The sequence below is a fragment of the Jiangella alba genome, from assembly GCF_900106035.1.
Classification (GTDB): Bacteria; Actinomycetota; Actinomycetes; order Jiangellales; family Jiangellaceae; genus Jiangella; species Jiangella alba.
In genome coordinates this window covers 25286-41327 of sequence record NZ_FNUC01000004.1, presented here as the reverse complement: position 1 = coordinate 41327, position 16042 = coordinate 25286, and the positions used below count along the sequence as shown (strand labels likewise).

11 protein-coding genes are annotated in these 16042 nt (G+C 73.6%); 7 read left to right on the top strand and 4 right to left on the bottom strand.

Annotation, left to right across the window (positions count from 1 at the left end):
• Window positions 1–51: 51 nt before the first annotated feature.
• Entirely contained in the window at window positions 52–1563 is a 1512-nt protein-coding gene (gene guaB, locus BLV02_RS17900; RefSeq protein ID WP_245737764.1) for an IMP dehydrogenase, read from the top strand.
• On the opposite strand, the gene BLV02_RS17895 is transcribed toward guaB, so the two are convergent.
• Entirely contained in the window at window positions 1548–2204 is a 657-nt protein-coding gene (locus BLV02_RS17895; RefSeq protein WP_069110604.1) for a TetR/AcrR family transcriptional regulator, read from the bottom strand. The genes guaB and BLV02_RS17895 overlap by 16 nt on opposite strands.
• Before the next feature lie 85 nt (window positions 2205–2289).
• Here BLV02_RS17895 and BLV02_RS17890 point away from each other — a divergent pair, with 85 nt between their 5' ends.
• The 4 genes from BLV02_RS17890 (at window position 2290) to BLV02_RS17875 (ending at window position 7195) form a co-directional block, all read left to right on the top strand.
• Window positions 2290–3246 carry an NAD(P)-dependent alcohol dehydrogenase gene (locus tag BLV02_RS17890; RefSeq protein ID WP_069110603.1) on the top strand — a complete coding sequence of 319 codons (957 nt, stop codon included), beginning with the start codon at window positions 2290–2292 and terminating at the stop codon, window positions 3244–3246.
• Window positions 3247–3271: 25 nt separating this feature from the next.
• On the top strand, window positions 3272–4381 hold the full coding sequence (locus BLV02_RS17885; protein ID WP_069110602.1) for a GuaB3 family IMP dehydrogenase-related protein: 1110 nt from the start codon (window positions 3272–3274) through the stop codon (window positions 4379–4381).
• A gap of 145 nt (window positions 4382–4526) precedes the next feature.
• Window positions 4527–6095: a succinic semialdehyde dehydrogenase gene (locus tag BLV02_RS17880; RefSeq protein WP_069110601.1), complete on the top strand. Its 1569-nt coding sequence runs from the start codon at window positions 4527–4529 to the stop codon at window positions 6093–6095.
• Window positions 6096–6232: 137 nt separating this feature from the next.
• Complete coding sequence (locus BLV02_RS17875) at window positions 6233–7195, top strand: type IV toxin-antitoxin system AbiEi family antitoxin domain-containing protein (RefSeq protein WP_069110600.1); 963 nt, start codon at window positions 6233–6235, stop codon at window positions 7193–7195.
• Window positions 7196–7238: 43 nt separating this feature from the next.
• Here the strand turns inward: BLV02_RS17875 and BLV02_RS17870 are convergent, their stop codons facing one another.
• The 3 genes from BLV02_RS17870 to BLV02_RS17860 all read right to left on the bottom strand — a co-directional run bounded on the left by BLV02_RS17870 (window position 7239) and on the right by BLV02_RS17860 (window position 13138).
• Window positions 7239–9050 (bottom strand): ABC transporter ATP-binding protein, encoded by a 1812-nt coding sequence (locus BLV02_RS17870; protein WP_069110599.1) that lies wholly within the window; start codon window positions 9048–9050, stop codon window positions 7239–7241.
• Window positions 9047–10756 carry an ABC transporter ATP-binding protein gene (locus BLV02_RS17865; RefSeq protein WP_069110598.1) on the bottom strand — a complete coding sequence of 570 codons (1710 nt, stop codon included), beginning with the start codon at window positions 10754–10756 and terminating at the stop codon, window positions 9047–9049. The genes BLV02_RS17870 and BLV02_RS17865 overlap by 4 nt, the downstream gene beginning before the upstream one ends.
• Window positions 10757–10831: 75 nt before the next feature.
• The gene (locus BLV02_RS17860) at window positions 10832–13138 is read right to left on the bottom strand and encodes an OmpL47-type beta-barrel domain-containing protein (protein WP_069110597.1); all 2307 of its coding nucleotides are present in this window, start codon (window positions 13136–13138) and stop codon (window positions 10832–10834) included.
• Window positions 13139–13232: 94 nt separating this feature from the next.
• Between BLV02_RS17860 and guaA the strand changes: the two genes are divergently transcribed.
• Together guaA and BLV02_RS17850 are read left to right on the top strand one after the other, a co-directional pair.
• On the top strand, window positions 13233–14807 hold the full coding sequence (guaA, locus tag BLV02_RS17855) for a glutamine-hydrolyzing GMP synthase (protein ID WP_069110596.1): 1575 nt from the start codon (window positions 13233–13235) through the stop codon (window positions 14805–14807).
• A 93-nt stretch (window positions 14808–14900) separates the two neighbouring features.
• A complete protein-coding gene (locus BLV02_RS17850) occupies window positions 14901–16031 on the top strand; it encodes a glycerophosphodiester phosphodiesterase family protein (protein WP_069110595.1) in 1131 nt (376 codons plus the stop codon).
• Window positions 16032–16042: the final 11 nt, after the last annotated feature.

The following is a 16042-nucleotide window of genomic DNA, read 5'->3' as shown; positions in this document are numbered from 1 at the left end:
GGACCAGGACTACCCTGGGGACAACCCCGGCTGCCGACTCAGGAAAGTGTCATGGACCCCATGCTGTCCGACTCCTTCGCGCCTCTTGCCCTGACCTTCGACGACGTCCTCCTGCTGCCCGGTGAATCCGACGTCATCCCGAGCGATGTCGACACCACCTCGCGGGTCTCGCGCAACATCTCGGTCAGCATCCCGTTGCTGTCCAGCGCCATGGACACCGTCACCGAGTCGCGCATGGCCATCGCCATGGCCCGGCAGGGCGGCCTGGGCGTCCTGCACCGCAGCCTGTCCATCGACGACCAGGCGCACCACGTCGACCTCGTGAAGCGGTCCGAGTCGGGCATGGTCACCGACCCCGTCACCATCGGCCCCGACGCCACGCTGACCGAGATGGACCGCATGTGCGGCCAGTACCGCATCTCCGGGCTCCCGGTCACCGACGACGACGGCCGGCTGCTGGGCATCATCACCAACCGCGACATCCGGTTCATCCCGTCCGCTGAGTTCGACGAGCGCCGCGTGCACGAGGTCATGACGAAGGAGCCGCTGTTCACCGGCCCGGTCGGCATCAAGGCCGACGACGCGTTCGCGCTGCTGGCCAAGCACAAGATCGAGAAGCTGCCGCTGGTCGACGACGCCGGCCGGCTCAAGGGGCTCATCACCGTCAAGGACTTCGTGAAGTCCGAAGAGTTCCCCAACGCCACCAAGGACGCCGAGGGCCGGCTGGTCGCGGCCGCCGCCGTCGGTTTCTTCGGCGACGCGTGGGAGCGGGCCATGACGCTGGTCGAGGCGGGCGTCGACGTCCTCGTCGTCGACACCGCGCACGGGCACACCAGCGCCCTGCTCGACATGGTGCGCAAGCTCAAGGCCGACCCCGCCGCCCGCGGCGTCGACGTCATCGGCGGCAACGTCGCCACCCGCTCCGGCGCGCAGGCGCTGGTCGACGCCGGCGTCGACGGCATCAAGGTCGGCATCGGCCCGGGCTCCATCTGCACCACCCGCGTCGTCGCCGGCGTCGGTGTCCCGCAGGTCACCGCCATCCACGAGGCGTCGCTGGCGGCCAAGCCGGCCGGCATCCCCGTCATCGGCGACGGCGGCCTGCAGTACTCCGGCGACATCGCCAAGGCGCTGGTGGCCGGCGCCGACACCGTCATGCTCGGCTCGCTGCTGGCCGGCGTCTCGGAGAGCCCGGGCGAGCTGATCTTCATCAACGGCAAGCAGTTCAAGTCCTACCGCGGCATGGCCTCGCTCGGCGCCTTCACCAAGCGGGGCGCGGCCACCTCGGGCACCCGCGACCGGTACTTCCAGGCCGACGTCACCAGCGACGACAAACTCATCGCCGAGGGCATCGAGGGCCAGGTGCCGTTCCGCGGGCCGCTGGGCAGCGTCACGCACCAGCTGGTCGGCGGGCTGCGGCAGTCGATGTTCTACACCGGCGCGCGCACCATCACCGAGCTGCAGGAGCGCGGCCGGTTCGTCCGCATCACGTCGGCCGGGCTCAAGGAGTCACACCCGCACGACATCCAGATGACGGTCGAGGCGCCGAACTACTCCTCGCGCTGAGCCAGCCGGTCGGCCAGGCCGTCGAGCACCAGCTCGAGGCCGTACCCGAACTCGCCGCCGTAGCTGTACTCGCGGCCGATCGCCTGCGCGGCGATCATCTCGGTGAGGTACGGGTACTCGTCGGCGGGCAGGAACTGCTGGAGGTCGCCGGCCAGTTCCTCGGCGCCGCTCGGGCCCTCGAACGGCAGGTTGAGCTCCGTCAGCACGAAGCCGTACACGTAGGCGTCGATGGCCGAGAACGCGTGCGCGGCCAGCGCGACCGAGAAGCCGTTGCGCCGCAGGCACCCCAGCACGGTGTCGTGGTGCCGTAGCAGCGCCGGAGCCGGGCCGCGGCGCGACTCGACGAGCCCGAGCGCCCACGGGTGCCGGGCCAGCGTGTCGCGGGCCGACGCCGCGCGCGCGGCCATCGCCGGGCGCCACGGGTCGTCCAGCCCGGGCAGCCGGATCTGGGTGAAGATCCAGTCGGCCAGCGCGTCGAGCAGGTCGTCCTTCGCCCGCAGGTGGTGGTAGAGCGACATCGCCTCGACGCCGAGCTCGCGGCCGACGTTGCGCATGCTCACCTGCGCGAGCCCGCCGCGGTCGGCCACCTGGACGGCGGCCTCGACGATCCGCTCGCGGGACAGGGCGGGGCGCGTGCTCACCTGTTCACCTCGCTCGGGTCTTGTCATCCTTACGGGTGTAAGGCTATCGTGCTCCCGAGACTTACAGATGTAAGGGGGGCACGTCGTGAAGGCTGTGATCGTCGACAGGTACGGCTCGCCAGAGGTGCTGCGGTTCGTGGACGTCCCACGGCCCAAGCCCGGGGCGAAGGAGGCGCTCGTCCGGGTCCACGCGGTCGCGGCCACTTCCGGCGACGCGCGCATCCGCGGCGCCCGGTTCCCGACCGGGTTCGCACTGCTCGGGCGGCTTGCGCTGGGCATCCGCCGGCCACGTCGCCGGATCCTGGGCGGGTCGTTCTCCGGCGTGGTCGAGAGCGTCGGCTCGGCGGTCACGCGGCTGCGGCCCGGCGACGAGGTCAGCGGCATGTCCGGGGTGCGGCTGGGCGGTTACGCCGAGTACCTGACGGTGGCCGCCGACCGGCTCGCCGTGAAGCCGGCCGGCGTGAGCCACGACGACGCGGCCGGGCTGCTGTTCGGTGGCACGACGGCGCTGTTCTTCCTGCGCGACAAGGCGCGGTTGGACTCCGGCCCGCCCGGTCGCAGCGTCCTGGTCGTCGGTGCCTCCGGCGCCGTCGGTACCAACGCCGTCCAGCTGGCGAGGTACTTCGGCGCCGACGTCACCGGCGTCACCAGCGCCGCCAACGTGGACCTCGTGGAGCGTCTCGGCGCCTCCAGGGTCGTCGACCACACCCGCGACGACGTCACGCAGGGCTCCGAGCGCTACGACGTGGTCTTCGACACCGTCGGCGCCCTCTCGATCGCGAGCGGCCGCCGGCTGCTGGCCGACGACGGCATGCTCCTGCTGGCCGTCGGGACCCTGGGCGACAGCATCCGCGCCCGCGGCAACGTCGTCGCCGGCGTCTCCGCGGAACGCCGCGAGGACTTCGAGTTCCTGCTCGGGCTGGTCGCGGCCGGCGAGCTGGACGTCGTCGTCGACCAGGTCTACGACCTCGCCGACGCCGCCGAGGCGCACGCCCGCGTCGACACCGGTCACAAGGTCGGCAACGTCCTGTTACATCCGTGACGAGGCGCTCCGATATCCTTCGCAGGTGGCGGAGATCGAGATCGGCCGTGGCAAGCGCGGCCGCCAAGCATATGCCTTCGACGACGTGGCGATCGTGCCCTCGCGGCGCACCCGCGACCCCGAAGAAGTGTCCACGCACTGGCAGATCGATGCCTACCGGTTCGAGATCCCGCTGCTGGCCGCGCCCATGGACTCCGTCATGTCGCCGGCCACGGCCATCGAGCTGGGGCGGGCCGGCGGGCTGGGCGTGCTCGACCTCGAAGGGCTGTGGACCCGCTACGACGACCCCGAGCCGCTGCTCGAGGAGATCGCCGGGCTCGAGGAGGGCAAGGCGCTCAACCGGCTGCAGGAGATCTACGCCGCGCCGGTGCGCGAAGACCTCATCGCCGACCGCCTGCGCGAGATCCGCGACGCCGGCGTCACGGTGGCCGGCGCGCTGTCGCCGCCGCGAGTGAAGCGCTACCACCAGGCCGTCATCGACGCCGGGGTCGACCTCGTGGTCATCCGCGGCACGACGGTGTCCGCCGAGCACGTCTCCGGCCGGGCCGAGCCGCTGAACCTCAAGCAGTTCATCTACGAGCTGGACGTCCCGGTCATCGTCGGCGGCTGCGCCACGTACCAGGCGGCGCTGCACCTCATGCGCACCGGCGCCGCCGGCGTGCTGGTCGGCTTCGGCGGCGGTTCGTCGCACACCACGAAGTCGGTGCTCGGCCTCACCGTCCCGATGGCCACCGCGGTGGCCGACGTCGCGGCGGCCCGGCGCGACTACCTCGACGAGTCCGGCGGCCGGTACGTGCACGTCATCGCCGACGGCTCCATCGGGCGTTCCGGCGACATCGCCAAGGCCATCGCGTGCGGCTCCGACGCCGTCATGGTCGGCTCGCCGCTGGCCCGGGCCACCGAGGCGCCCGGCCGCGGCTGGCACTGGGGCTCCGAGGCCCACCACGCCGACCTCCCGCGCGGCGAGCGGGTGCACGTCGGCACCATCGGGCCGCTGTCCGAGATCCTGGGCGGCCCGTCCTACCTCGCCGACGGCTCCATGAACCTCGTCGGCGCGCTGCGGCGGGCCATGGCCACCACCGGCTACACCGAGGTCAAGGAGTTCCAGCGGGTCGAGGTCACCGTCCTGGGCTGACGCGCACGGCCGGCGGCCGCGGGGGGCGGGACGCTTCTGTTCGGAGCTGGTGCCACCAGCGCCAACAGTTGGCGCGAGCGTCAACGAGCGCCGACAGGTCTCCGGACTCGGCGGCCGCGCTGTCCCGCGTCGTAGGCTGGGCGCGATGAGCACCGCAGTCAGCGTCGACGCCGTGGTCGACCGCGCCCTCCTCGACCGCCTCACCGACCGCGTGGTCGCGCGGCCGCGGGCCGACCGCGCCGTCACCGTCGCGCCGTTCAGCGGCACCCCGCTGGCCGAGGTGCCGCTGTCCACCACCGACGACGTCGCCACGGCGTTCGCCGCCGCCCGCGACGCCCAGCGCTGGTGGGCGGCCCGGCCGGTCGCCGAGCGGGCCCGCATCATCGGCCATGTCCACGACCTCGTGCTCGACCGCCGCGGCGAGATCGCCGACCTCGTCCAGGCCGAGGCGGGCAAGGCGCGGCGCGACGCGTTCGAGGAGATCGCCGACGTCGCGCTGGCCGCCCGCTACGTCGCCGTCCGCGGCCCGCGGGTGCTGCGCGAACGCCGCCGGCTCGGCCTGCTGCCGGGGCTGACGCGGGCCATCGAGGGGCACCGGCCGAAGGGCGTCGTCGGCGTCATCTCGCCGTGGAACTACCCGCTGACGCTGGCCATCTCCGACTGCCTGCCCGCCTTCGTCGCCGGCAACGGCGTCGTGCACAAGCCCGACTCGCAGGCCATGCTGACGGCGCTGCTGGCGCGGTCCATCGCGATCGAGGCGGGGCTGCCGGAGGCGCTGTGGCAGATCGTGTCCGGCGACGGCCCGGTCATCGGCGGCGCCGTCGTCGAGCACGCCGACTACGTGTCGTTCACCGGCTCCACCGCGACGGGGCGGGTCATCGCGGCGCGCCTCGGCGAGCGGCTGGTCGGCGCGTCGCTGGAGCTGGGCGGCAAGAACCCCATGCTCGTCCTCGACGACGCCGACCTCGACCGCGCCGCCGAGGCTGCCGTCCGGGCCTGCTTCTCCAACGCCGGCCAGCTGTGCATGTCGATGGAGCGCCTGTACGTCGCGGCGCCGCTGCGCGAGCCGTTCCTCGAACGGTTCCTCGGCCGGGTCGAGTCGATGCGGGTCGGCGCGGCGTTCGACTACTCCTGCGACATGGGCTCGCTGATGTCGCAGGAGCAGCTCGACAAGGTCCGCGCCCACGTCGACGACGCGGTCGCGAAGGGCGCGCGGGTGCTCACCGGCGGGCGGGCCCGGCCCGACCTCGGCCCCTGGTTCCACGAGCCGACGGTCCTCGACGGCGTCCGGCCCGGCATGCTCGCGGCCGACGCCGAGACGTTCGGCCCGGTCGTCTCCGTCTACCCCGTCACCTCCGACGACGAGGCGATCGAGCTGGCCAACGACACCCCGTACGGCCTCAACGCCAGCGTGTGGACGTCGAACCTGCGCCGCGGCGTCGACGTCGCCCGCCGGCTGCGCTCCGGCGTCGTCAACGTCAACGAGGGCTACACCGCGGCGTGGGGCAGCCACGACCTCCCGATCGGCGGCATGGGCGCCTCCGGCCTCGGCCGGCGGCACGGCCGCGAGGGCATCCTGCGCTACACCGAACCGCAGGCCATCGCCGTGCAGCGGGTGCACAACATCGCACCGCCGGCCGGCCTGTCCTACGACACCTTCACCGACGCCATGGCCAAGTCACTGCGCGTCCTGCGCCGCACCGGCCGCGCCTGACCCCGTCCTGTGATCATGTTCCCTGACGGCGTGTGAGCGACCGCGAGCGAACATGATCATGGGGATGGCGGCCGAGTTGTCCACAGATCGCCTCCGGGCCCTCCCGGCCGCCTCGTTCGCGGCGGAGGATCACGTCCATGGACGTGCCGTCTTACTACGACATCGCGGGCCTGCGTGAGCTGCTCGAGCGCCAGGCCGGCCTCGTCAGCAGCGCGCAACTGCGCGGCCTCTGCCTCGACCCGCGTGTCGCGCGCCGCTGGGTCGCGGCCGGGCGCTGGCAGCGGCCGCACCGAGGCGTCTTCGCGGCGTTCAGCGGCCCGCTCGGCCGGACGGCGCACGTCTGGGCCGCCATCCTCTGGGCGACGCCGGACGCGGTGGCGAGCCATGCGACCGCGGCCGAACTCCACGGGCTGACCGACCGTCTCGACGACCGCATCCACCTCACGGTGCCGGTCAGCCGGCGGGTGCGCGGGCAGGCTGGCGGCGTCGACGTGCACTACGCGCACCGGCTGCCGCTGACCCGACATCCGACGGCGAATCCGCCCCGCACGCGACTCGACGACACGGTGCTCGACCTCGTCGATGTGTCGTCTCGTGCCCGTGACGTCGAGACGTGGGTGACCATGGCAGTGCAGAAGCGGCTGACCACCTCGACGCGGCTCGCGGACGCGCTGATGCGACGGAAGAAGATCCGCTGGCGGGCGATGGTCGAGGCCATGCTCGTCGACGTCGCCGAGGGCGCGCAGTCACCGCTCGAGCTGCGCCACCTCCGAGCCGTCGAGCGAGCCCACCGGTTGCCGGCCGGGGTCCGGCAGCGGCGCCGAGCCGGCGAGCGGGTCATCTGGGTGGACGTCGACTACGAGCGCTATCACACCAGGGTGGAGCTGGACGGACGCGTCGGCCACGACGGCGAGGGCCGGTTCCGCGATCGTCGCCGCGACAACGCCGGCACCGTCCGTGGCGCCTGGACGCTGCGCTACGGCCACACCGAGGTCTTCGGCGAGCCGTGCCGGGTCGCACAGGAACAGGCGCGCGTGCTGCGCGACCGCGGCTGGACCGGCCGGCCGAAGCGGTGCGGCAGCACCTGCGCGATCCGGTGATCGTGTTCCCTCGCGGTCGCTCTCACGCCGCGAGGGAACATGATCATCGGCGCGATCGCGCCGCGTCGGCGGACGTCGAGGCCGGGGTGCCGTGCCAGGACTCCCAGAGCGCGGCGTAGGCCCCGCCCTCGGCGACGAGCTCGTCGTGGGAGCCGAGCTCGGCGATCTGGCCGCCCTCGACGACGGCGACGCGGTCGGCGTCGTGGGCGGTGTGCAGGCGGTGGGCGATGGCGATGACCGTGCGCCCGTGCAGCACCGCCGACAGCGACCGCTCCAGATGCCGCGCCGCCCGGGGGTCGAGCAGCGACGTGGCCTCGTCGAGGACCAGCGTGTGCGGGTCGGCGAGGACGATGCGGGCCAGCGCGATCTGCTGCGCGAACGCCGGGCCCACCTGGTGGCCGCCGGAGCCGACGACGGTGTCGAGGCCGTCGGGCAGCGCGTCGGTGGCCTCGAGCGCGTCGACGGCGCCCAGCGCCCGGCGCAGGTCGTCGTCGGAGGCCGACGGCGCCGCCAGCGCGAGGTTGTCGCGCAGCGTGCCGACGAACACGTGGTGCTCCTGGGTGACCAGCACGACCTCGCGACGCAGCTGGTCGACCTCGAGGTCGACCAGGGGGACGCCGCCGACGTCGACGCGGCCCTGCCGGGGCGGGTGGATGCCGGCCAGCAGCCGCCCGAGCGTCGACTTGCCGGCGCCGGACGGCCCGACCATGGCCAGCCGCTCGCCGTGCGCCAGCTCCAGCGACACCCCGTGCAGGACGTCCTGCCCCTCGACGTACGCGTACCGCACGTCGGACGCCTCGATGTCCTCGCCCGCGGGCACGGCGCCGGTGGGCGCGCGGTCCGGCGGCACGTTGGCGATGCCGACCACCCGGGCGAACGACGTCAGCCCGACCTGCAGCTCGTCGAGCCACGAGACCAGGCGGTCGACGGGGTCGACGATCTGCACCATGTACAGGACGACGGCGGTGACCTGGCCGACGGTGGCGTGCCCGGCCGACGCCAGCCAGGCGCCCCACGCCAGCGTGGCCACGACCGGCAGCACGTAGGCCATCTCGGCGGACGGGAACCAGACGCTGCGCAGGTAGAGCGTGCGCTTCTCGGCCGCGAACGCCTCGCGCAGGTCGTCGTCGCCGCGGGTGACGCGGACGTCGCCGAGGCCGAGCGCCTCGATGGTGCGGGCGCCGTCGACGGTCTCGGTGATGGTGCCGTTGATGGTGGCGTACGCCGCGCGCTCCCACAGGTACCCGGCCCGTGCGCGGTTGAGGTACCAGCGGGTGCTGACGATCAGCAGCGGCGCGCCGACGATGGCGCCCAGCGCCACCAGCGGACCGGCGAAGACGGCGGCCGTCAGCGTGAGCACCGTGGTGACCACCGCGACGAGGATCTCGGGCACCGCGAACCGCACGGTGCGCGACAGCGCGTCGATGTCGCCGGTGGTGCGCGCGACGAGGTCGCCGGTGCCGGCCCGCTCGACGGTGGACAGCGGCAGGCTCAGCACGCGGGTGATGAAGGTGTCGCGCAGTTCGGCGAAGACCCGCTCGCCGAGCACCAGCGACCGTTTGATCGCCACCCGGGTCAGCAGCGCCTGCACGACGATGCAGCCGGCCAGCACCGCGGCCAGCACGTCGACCCGGGTCTCGGTGCCGTCGCCGGTGACGGTGTCGACCATGCGGCCGAGCAGGAACGGGCCGGCCAGCCCGGCGGCGGCCGCCAGGACGTGGACGGTCAGCGCGATGATCAGCGTGCCGCGGTGCCGGCGGAACAGCCGGCCGGCCTCGTGGCGGACCTCGGCCGGCGTGGCGACCGGCAGCGCGCCCGCGGGCGTCGGGTCGGCCGACGGTGTCGTCGTGCTCATTCGGGGTCCTCCTCTCGGGTGACGGTGCGGCGGTAGGCGGGAGTGGTGCTCATCAGCTCGTCGTGGCTGCCGGTGGCGACCAGCCGGCCGTCGTCGAACCAGACGACGGTGTCGGCCTTGGCCAGCATGAGCGGGCTGGCGGTGACGACGACGGTGGTGCGCCCGGCGCGGGCGTCGCGCAGCCGGCCGGCGATGGCCGCCTCGGTGTGCGCGTCGACGGCGCTGGTGGGCTCGACCAGCACCAGCACCTCGGGCTCGCGCACCAGCACGCGGGCCAGCGCGACCCGCTGCCGCTGCCCGCCGGACAGCGACCGGCCGCGTTCCTCGACGGTGGCGTCGAGGCCCTCGCGCAGCGTCTCGAGCACGTCGCCGGCCGACGCGGTCTCCATGGCGGTGGTCAGCTGGGCGTCGTCGTGGCGTCCGTAGGGGTCGAGCCCGCCCCGCAGCGAGCCGGTGAACAGCGTCGGCTCGGGGTCGCTCACCACGATGCGGCGGCGGACCTCGTCGATGCTCAGCTGGTCGAGCGGCACGTCGCCGAGCCGCACGCCGTTGCCGGGCACCAGCCGGCCGAGCCGGTCGGCCAGCGCGGCGGTGAACCCGGGCTCGTCGGCGACCAGCATGGTCAGCGAGCCCGGCTCGACCCGCAGCCCGGTGGCGTCGTCGACCAGCACGCCCTCGGGCGTCGCCGGCGCCTCGGCGGTGGCGACGTCGGGCACCTCGCGCGCGACCGCCAGCACCGCCAGCACCCGCCGCGCGGCGACCACGGCGCGGGTGGCCGCGAACGCCATCTCACCGGCCGTGCGGACCGGCATGAGCAGGAAGAACGCGTAGCCGTACAGCGCCACCAGCGCGCCCGGCTCGATGTCGCCGCGCAGCACCAGCCGCGCCCCGACCCACGTCAGCAGCACCAGGAAGATGCCCGGCAGCAGCACGAGGACGGCGTCGAGGATGGCCTGGGTGCCGGCCAGCCGCACGCCGGCCGCACGGACGGTCTCGGACCGCTCGGCATAGCGGCGGATGAACACCTTCTCGCCGCCGATGCCGCGCAGCACCCGCAGGCCGCCGACGGTGTCGGCGCCGAGGGCGGTGAGGTCGCCGAGCGCCTCGCGCTGGCGTCGCTGCCGCTCCTGCAGCGGGCGGATGAGCGGGCCCATGGCGACGACCAGCAGCGGCACCCCGATGAGCACCATGAGGCCGATGGGCACGGACGTGTTCAGCACGATGATCGCGACCACGACGTAGGACACGATGGCGCCGACGAAGCGCGGCACCACCTCCATCATGTGGCCGATGTGCATGGAGTCGCTGGACACCGTGGCCACGACCTCGCCGGTGGGCATCGACTTCGGCACCGCCGGCCCCGAGCGCGCGGTGTGCCGCGAGACCAGCTGGATGACCCGGAACGCCGCGTACAACCAGTTGGCCACCGACGCGCGGTGGCGCATGACGCCGGCCAGCGCCTGCAGCAGGCCCAGCCCGCCGACGAACATCGCCCAGCGGGCCGTGCTGCCGGAGTCGTCGGCGATGATGCCGTCGATGCCGTGGCCGATGCCCCAGGGGATCAGCGCCTGCGACACCATCCAGACGATGCCGAAGAAGCCGCCGACGAGGAGCGTGCGCCACTGTGCCCGCGCCAGCCAGGCCAGGAAGCTGAAACGGGAACGGGTGTCCGGAATGCCGGGGTCGGCGTAGGGAAGATCGCGCACGACATACCACGGTACGGATGACGACGGCCGTGACGCACCTGGTTTTTCGCCAGCTGGGACGGTTCCCGGCGCTGGTCAGCGCCCGAACGCCGGCCGGGCCACGAGCCGCTCGGTGACGCTCGCCACGTTGCCGGCCCGGTCGGCCGCCCTGACCTCGACGAGGTGCCGCCCGGGTCGCAGCCGCACCGGCTCGGTGTACGTGCTCCACGGCCCGCCGTCGAGCCGGTAGGCGACCTCGTGCACGCCGAGACCGGCGCCGTCGTCGGCGGTCAGGTCCAGGTACGGCCGCCAGTCGCCGTCCACGTGCCCGACGCCGGCCTCGACGGCGGGCGGCGTGGCGTCGGCCGCCGTCGGCGTCCAGCGGAACAGCTCCGGCCCCGACGCCATCGCGAGGTCGCCGTCGTCGAGCACCGTGAAGGACGAGTACGCGAACGCCCCGAGGTCCTCGGCGGCGCCGGTCGCGCCGTACACCCGGTACAGCCGGGCGCCGGCGGACACGTACACCGCGTCGGCGCCGGGCACCGCCTCGACGATGCCGGCCTGGTGCGGCCACGTCTTGCGCCCCGGCGGCAGCGGGTCGCCGAGCTGGACGGTGCGCAGGGTCGCGCCGGTGGCCGGGTCCAGCTCCAGCAGGGCCGAGCCGGCCAGCGTCCACAGCCGCCCGGCCGCGTCGACCGTCGTCGCGACGTAGCTCGGCGCCCCCGCGACCGGCGACACCTGCCAGGCCACGTCCCCGCTGACCGGGTCGAACGCCAGCACCGTCCCCTCCGGCTGCACGGGCTCCGGGCTGCCGGTGCCGCCGTACACCCAGGTGCCCGCGTACACCGTCGCACCGTCCGCCGACGCCGCGAGCGAGGTCAGCGCGCGGTCCGGGGAGAGGTCGTCGAGGAACCGGGTCTCGCCCGTCGCACGATCGGAGACCGCGACCGACCCGCCGAACGTCGAGCCCTTCGGCCCAGTCGCGGCCAGCACCACGTCGTCGAGCGGGAGCAGCGCGAACACCCGGTCCTGCGGGTTCGCGGTGTGCTGCTTGAAGTCCCACAGCTTCACCGGGTTGACCGGCGTCCCGGGCGGGCCGGGCGCGTAGTCGGGGTCGTTGAACGCCGCGTCCGGGTCGTAGCGGTAGCCGCGCGCGTCCGGGTAGGCGCCCACCCACACGGAGTCGCCGTCGTCGTACAAGTACTCGGTCTGCGAGAACCGGTTGAACCGCGACGCGCCGGTCGCGGTGTCGACGTGGGCGAAGCCGCCGAGGAAGCCGCCGGCCCACACGCCGCCGGTGGCCGCCTCGAGCGACACGATCTCGATCGGCTCACCGGGCACCGCCGTCTGGACGACCTCGCCACGGCCGGTCTGCGGGTTGTACCGCCACAGCTCGCCGCGCCAGAAGAAGCCGGTCAGCGTCAGCCCCGGCCAGTCCGGGTCACCGAGGTCGACCCAGCCGGCGCCGCGGTAGTTGTAGACGCGGCCCTCGTAGCGCAGCGAGGTCGGCGTCACGGCGCCGGCGGCCGGGTCCCACGCGGTGAGCGTGTTGGTGCGCATGACGTACAGCTCGCCATCCGGTCCGGGCGCCGGCAGTTCCAGCCCGGCGACGGTGTCCAGCGACGCGCCCCAGGCGCCGGTGGCCGGGTCGTACTCGTACAGCGGGGCGTACTTGATGTCGGTGCCGATGCGCACGTACAGCCGGTCGCCGGCCACGTTGACGTCGAACACCGAGGTGAGGTCGTTGTCCGGGTCGGACGCCGGCGGCAGCGCGATCTCCCGCTGGTCGCCGGTGACGGGGTCGACCTCGACGAGGTGCGCCCGCGTCATGGTGCCGACGTAGAGCCGGCCGCCGTACGAGGCGATGGTGCGGCCCTGCTGGGTGTCGGCGGCTACGGCGCCGTAGTCCTGGTAGTCGCCGGTATCGGGGTCGTACGCGTACAGCCGCGCGCCGGGGTAGGTGACGCCGTAGACGCGGCCGTCCGGTCCCTCGGTGATGTCCCAGGCGAACGTCTGGCCGGGCGCGACCTGGCCGAGGTCCTCGACGTCGCCGGCGCCCCACGGCAGCCGGTACAGGTGCCCGTTGGAGTTCGCGCTGACGTAGACGTCGCCGCCGTCGAGCGTGATGACGCTGTACGACGAGCTGGCGCCCGGCAGCGGCGTGGTCAGCAGGATCTCGCCGGTGCGCGCGTCGGCGGCGGTCAGCCGGGCGGGCTCGCCGTTGGTGACGCCGTAGACGGTCGGCACGCCGTCGGGTGTGGTGGCCACGGCGCCGCCGATCAGGTTGACGTCGCTCAGCGGGGTCCCCAGCGGGACGGGCTCGGCGACGGCGGCGGCGCCGGGCGTCGCGCCCAGTGGGACGGTGACGGCGACGAGAACGGCGGCGAGCAGCGGGCGGCGCATCGAACCTCCGAGTTACGGGCTGGACCGTAATTACGCCTCGCGACCCTACTGGAGGGGGCGGCATCCTGCCAAGGGTCTGCACTACGCTCGGTGGGTGGCCGAGACCTCCCATGACACCGTTCTCGTCGTCGACTTCGGCGCCCAGTACGCCCAGCTGATCGCGCGGCGCGTCCGTGAGGCGCGGGTCTACTCCGAGATCGTCCCGCACACCATGCCGGTGGCGGCGATGCTGGCGAAGAACCCGAAGGCGATCATCCTGTCCGGCGGGCCGTCCAGCGTGTACGCCGAGGGCGCGCCGGCCGTCGATCCCGCGCTCTTCCAGGCCGGGGTCCCCGCGTTCGGCATCTGCTACGGCTTCCAGGCCATGGCACGCGCGCTCGGCGGCACCGTCGCGCACACCGGGCGGTCCGAGTTCGGCCGCACCGACCTCGCCGTGCAGGCCGAGGGCACCCTGCTGCAGGGCGTCGACACCGGCACGAAGGTCTGGATGAGCCACGGCGACTCCGTCACCGCCGCGCCGGCCGGGTTCGCCGTGCTGGCAGGCACGCCCGACACCCCGGTCGCGGCGTTCGAGGACACCGCGCGCGGGCTGGCCGGCGTGCAGTGGCACCCCGAGGTGCTGCACTCCGAGCACGGCCAGGCCGTGCTGCAGCACTTCCTGTACGAGATCGCCGGCGCCCGGCCCACCTGGACCATGGCGAACATCGTCGACGAGACGGTGACGGCGGTGCGCGCGCAGGTCGGCGCCAAGCGGGTCATCTGCGCGCTGTCCGGCGGCGTCGACTCCGCGGTGGCCGCGGCGCTGGTCCAGAAGGCCGTCGGCGCCCAGCTGACCTGCGTCTACGTCGACCACGGGCTGATGCGCCAGGGCGAGACCGAGCAGGTCGAGCGCGACTACGTCGCCGCCACCGGCGTCGACCTCCACGTGGTCGACGCCGCCGACCGCTTCCTCACCCAGCTCAAGGGCGTCGAGGACCCGGAGGAGAAGCGCAAGATCATCGGCCGCGAGTTCATCCGGGTGTTCGAGACCGCCGCGCGCGACATCGTCGCCGCCGCGGGCGAAGATGGTGTCGAGCCCGTTGAATTTCTTGTCCAGGGCACGCTCTACCCCGACGTCGTCGAGTCCGGCGGCGGCGAGGGCACCGCGAACATCAAGAGCCACCACAACGTCGGCGGGCTGCCCGACGACCTCCAGTTCACCCTCATCGAGCCGCTGCGCACCCTGTTCAAGGACGAGGTCCGCGCCGTCGGCGAAGAGCTGGGGCTGCCGGCCGAGATGGTCTGGCGCCAGCCGTTCCCCGGCCCGGGCCTGGCCATCCGCATCGTCGGCGCCGTCGACTCCGAGCGGCTGGCCATCCTGCGCCGAGCCGACGCCATCGCCCGCGCCGAGCTGACCGCGGCCGGCCTCGACCGCGAGGTCTGGCAGTTCCCGGTGGTGCTGTTGGCCGACGTCCGGTCGGTCGGCGTGCAGGGCGACGGCCGCACCTACGGCCACCCCATCGTGCTGCGCCCGGTGTCCAGCGAGGACGCCATGACGGCGGACTGGTCACGGCTGCCGTACGAGGTCCTCGAGCGCATCTCCACCCGCATCACCAACGAGGTGCGCGAGGTCAACCGCGTCGTGCTCGACGTCACCAGCAAGCCGCCGGGCACCATCGAGTGGGAGTGATCCGCCCGATTGTGCGCGTGCGTTGGGCAGCACGTCATGCCCAGTTCGAATCGGCGTGGTCGGCGGGACACGGTCGGTCCCTAGCCTGACCGCATGTCGGACCCGTTCGGGCTGCAACGGCCCCTCGTCGTCGCGCACCGTGGCGCGTGCGGTTACCGGCCGGAGCACACGCTGGCCGGCTACCAGCTCGCCGTCGACCTCGGCGCCGACTACCTCGCGACCGACCTCCAGCTCACCCGCGACGGCGTCCTGGTCGCCCGGCACGACGCCGAGCTGTCCGCGTCCACCGACGTCGCCGAGCGGCCGGAGTTCGCGCACCGGCGCCGCCGCGGGCTGGTCGACGGCCGCGAGCTGACCGGCTGGTTCGTCGACGACTTCACGCTCGACGAGGTCAGGTCGCTGTACGCGCGCGAGCGGATCCCCGAGCTGCGCCCGGCCAACCAGGCCTACGACGGCCGGCTACGGGTGCCGACGTTCGACGAGATCATCACGCTGGCGGTCGAGGGCGGCCGCCGCCGCGGCCGTCCGGTCGGCCTGTGCCCGGAGCTCAAACACCCCACCTACTACGCCGAGCGGGGGCTGTCGGCGGAGGACGCGCTGATGGCTGCGCTGCTGGGGTTCCGGCTGGAGCGCGCCGGCGTCCCCGTCCTCGTCCAGTGCTACGAGCCGTCGGTGCTGCGGCGGCTGGCCGCGCGCACGTCGGTGCCGCTGGCGCAGCTGGTCGACAGCACGGGCCGGCCGTTCGACTGGGAGCGCGCCGGCGACGGCCGCCGGTTCGTCGACCTGCTCACCCCGACCGGGCTGCGCGAGGTGGCCTCGTACGCGACGGTGCTGGGGGCGCACCGGTCGCTGGTGGTGCCGCGCGACCCGGAGGGGCGGCTGGGCCATCCGGGCCGGCTGGTGTCCGACGCGCACGACCTCGGCATGGCGGTGCACGCCTGGACGTTCCGGAACGAGAACTCGTTCCTGCCGGCCGACCGGCGCCGCGGCCGGGAGGCGGCCGGCCACGGCGACGCGCTGGGGGAGTACCGGGTGTTCTTCGGCGCCGGGGTGGACGGCGTCGTCACCGACCACCCCGACACCGCGGTGCGGGCCATGGATCAGGCCTTCGGATCGCGCTCGCGGCGCAGCTTGCTCAGCGACGCCAGCAGCCCGGCGAGGCCGATCGAGACCAGCAGTACCGGCATGGCGACCTCGAGGCCGGACAAGCCCAGCACGTCGTAGTGCACGAACGG

Coding starts and splice junctions, on each gene's coding strand:
- guaB (WP_245737764.1), top strand. CDS start 52: ATGGACCCCATGCTGTCCGACTCCTTCGCGCCTCTTGCCCTGACCTTC.
- BLV02_RS17880 (WP_069110601.1), top strand. CDS start 4,527: ATGAGCACCGCAGTCAGCGTCGACGCCGTGGTCGACCGCGCCCTCCTC.
- BLV02_RS17875 (WP_069110600.1), top strand. CDS start 6,233: ATGGACGTGCCGTCTTACTACGACATCGCGGGCCTGCGTGAGCTGCTC.
- BLV02_RS17870 (WP_069110599.1), bottom strand. CDS start 9,050: ATGAGCACGACGACACCGTCGGCCGACCCGACGCCCGCGGGCGCGCTG.
- BLV02_RS17860 (WP_069110597.1), bottom strand. CDS start 13,138: ATGCGCCGCCCGCTGCTCGCCGCCGTTCTCGTCGCCGTCACCGTCCCA.
- BLV02_RS17850 (WP_069110595.1), top strand. CDS start 14,901: ATGTCGGACCCGTTCGGGCTGCAACGGCCCCTCGTCGTCGCGCACCGT.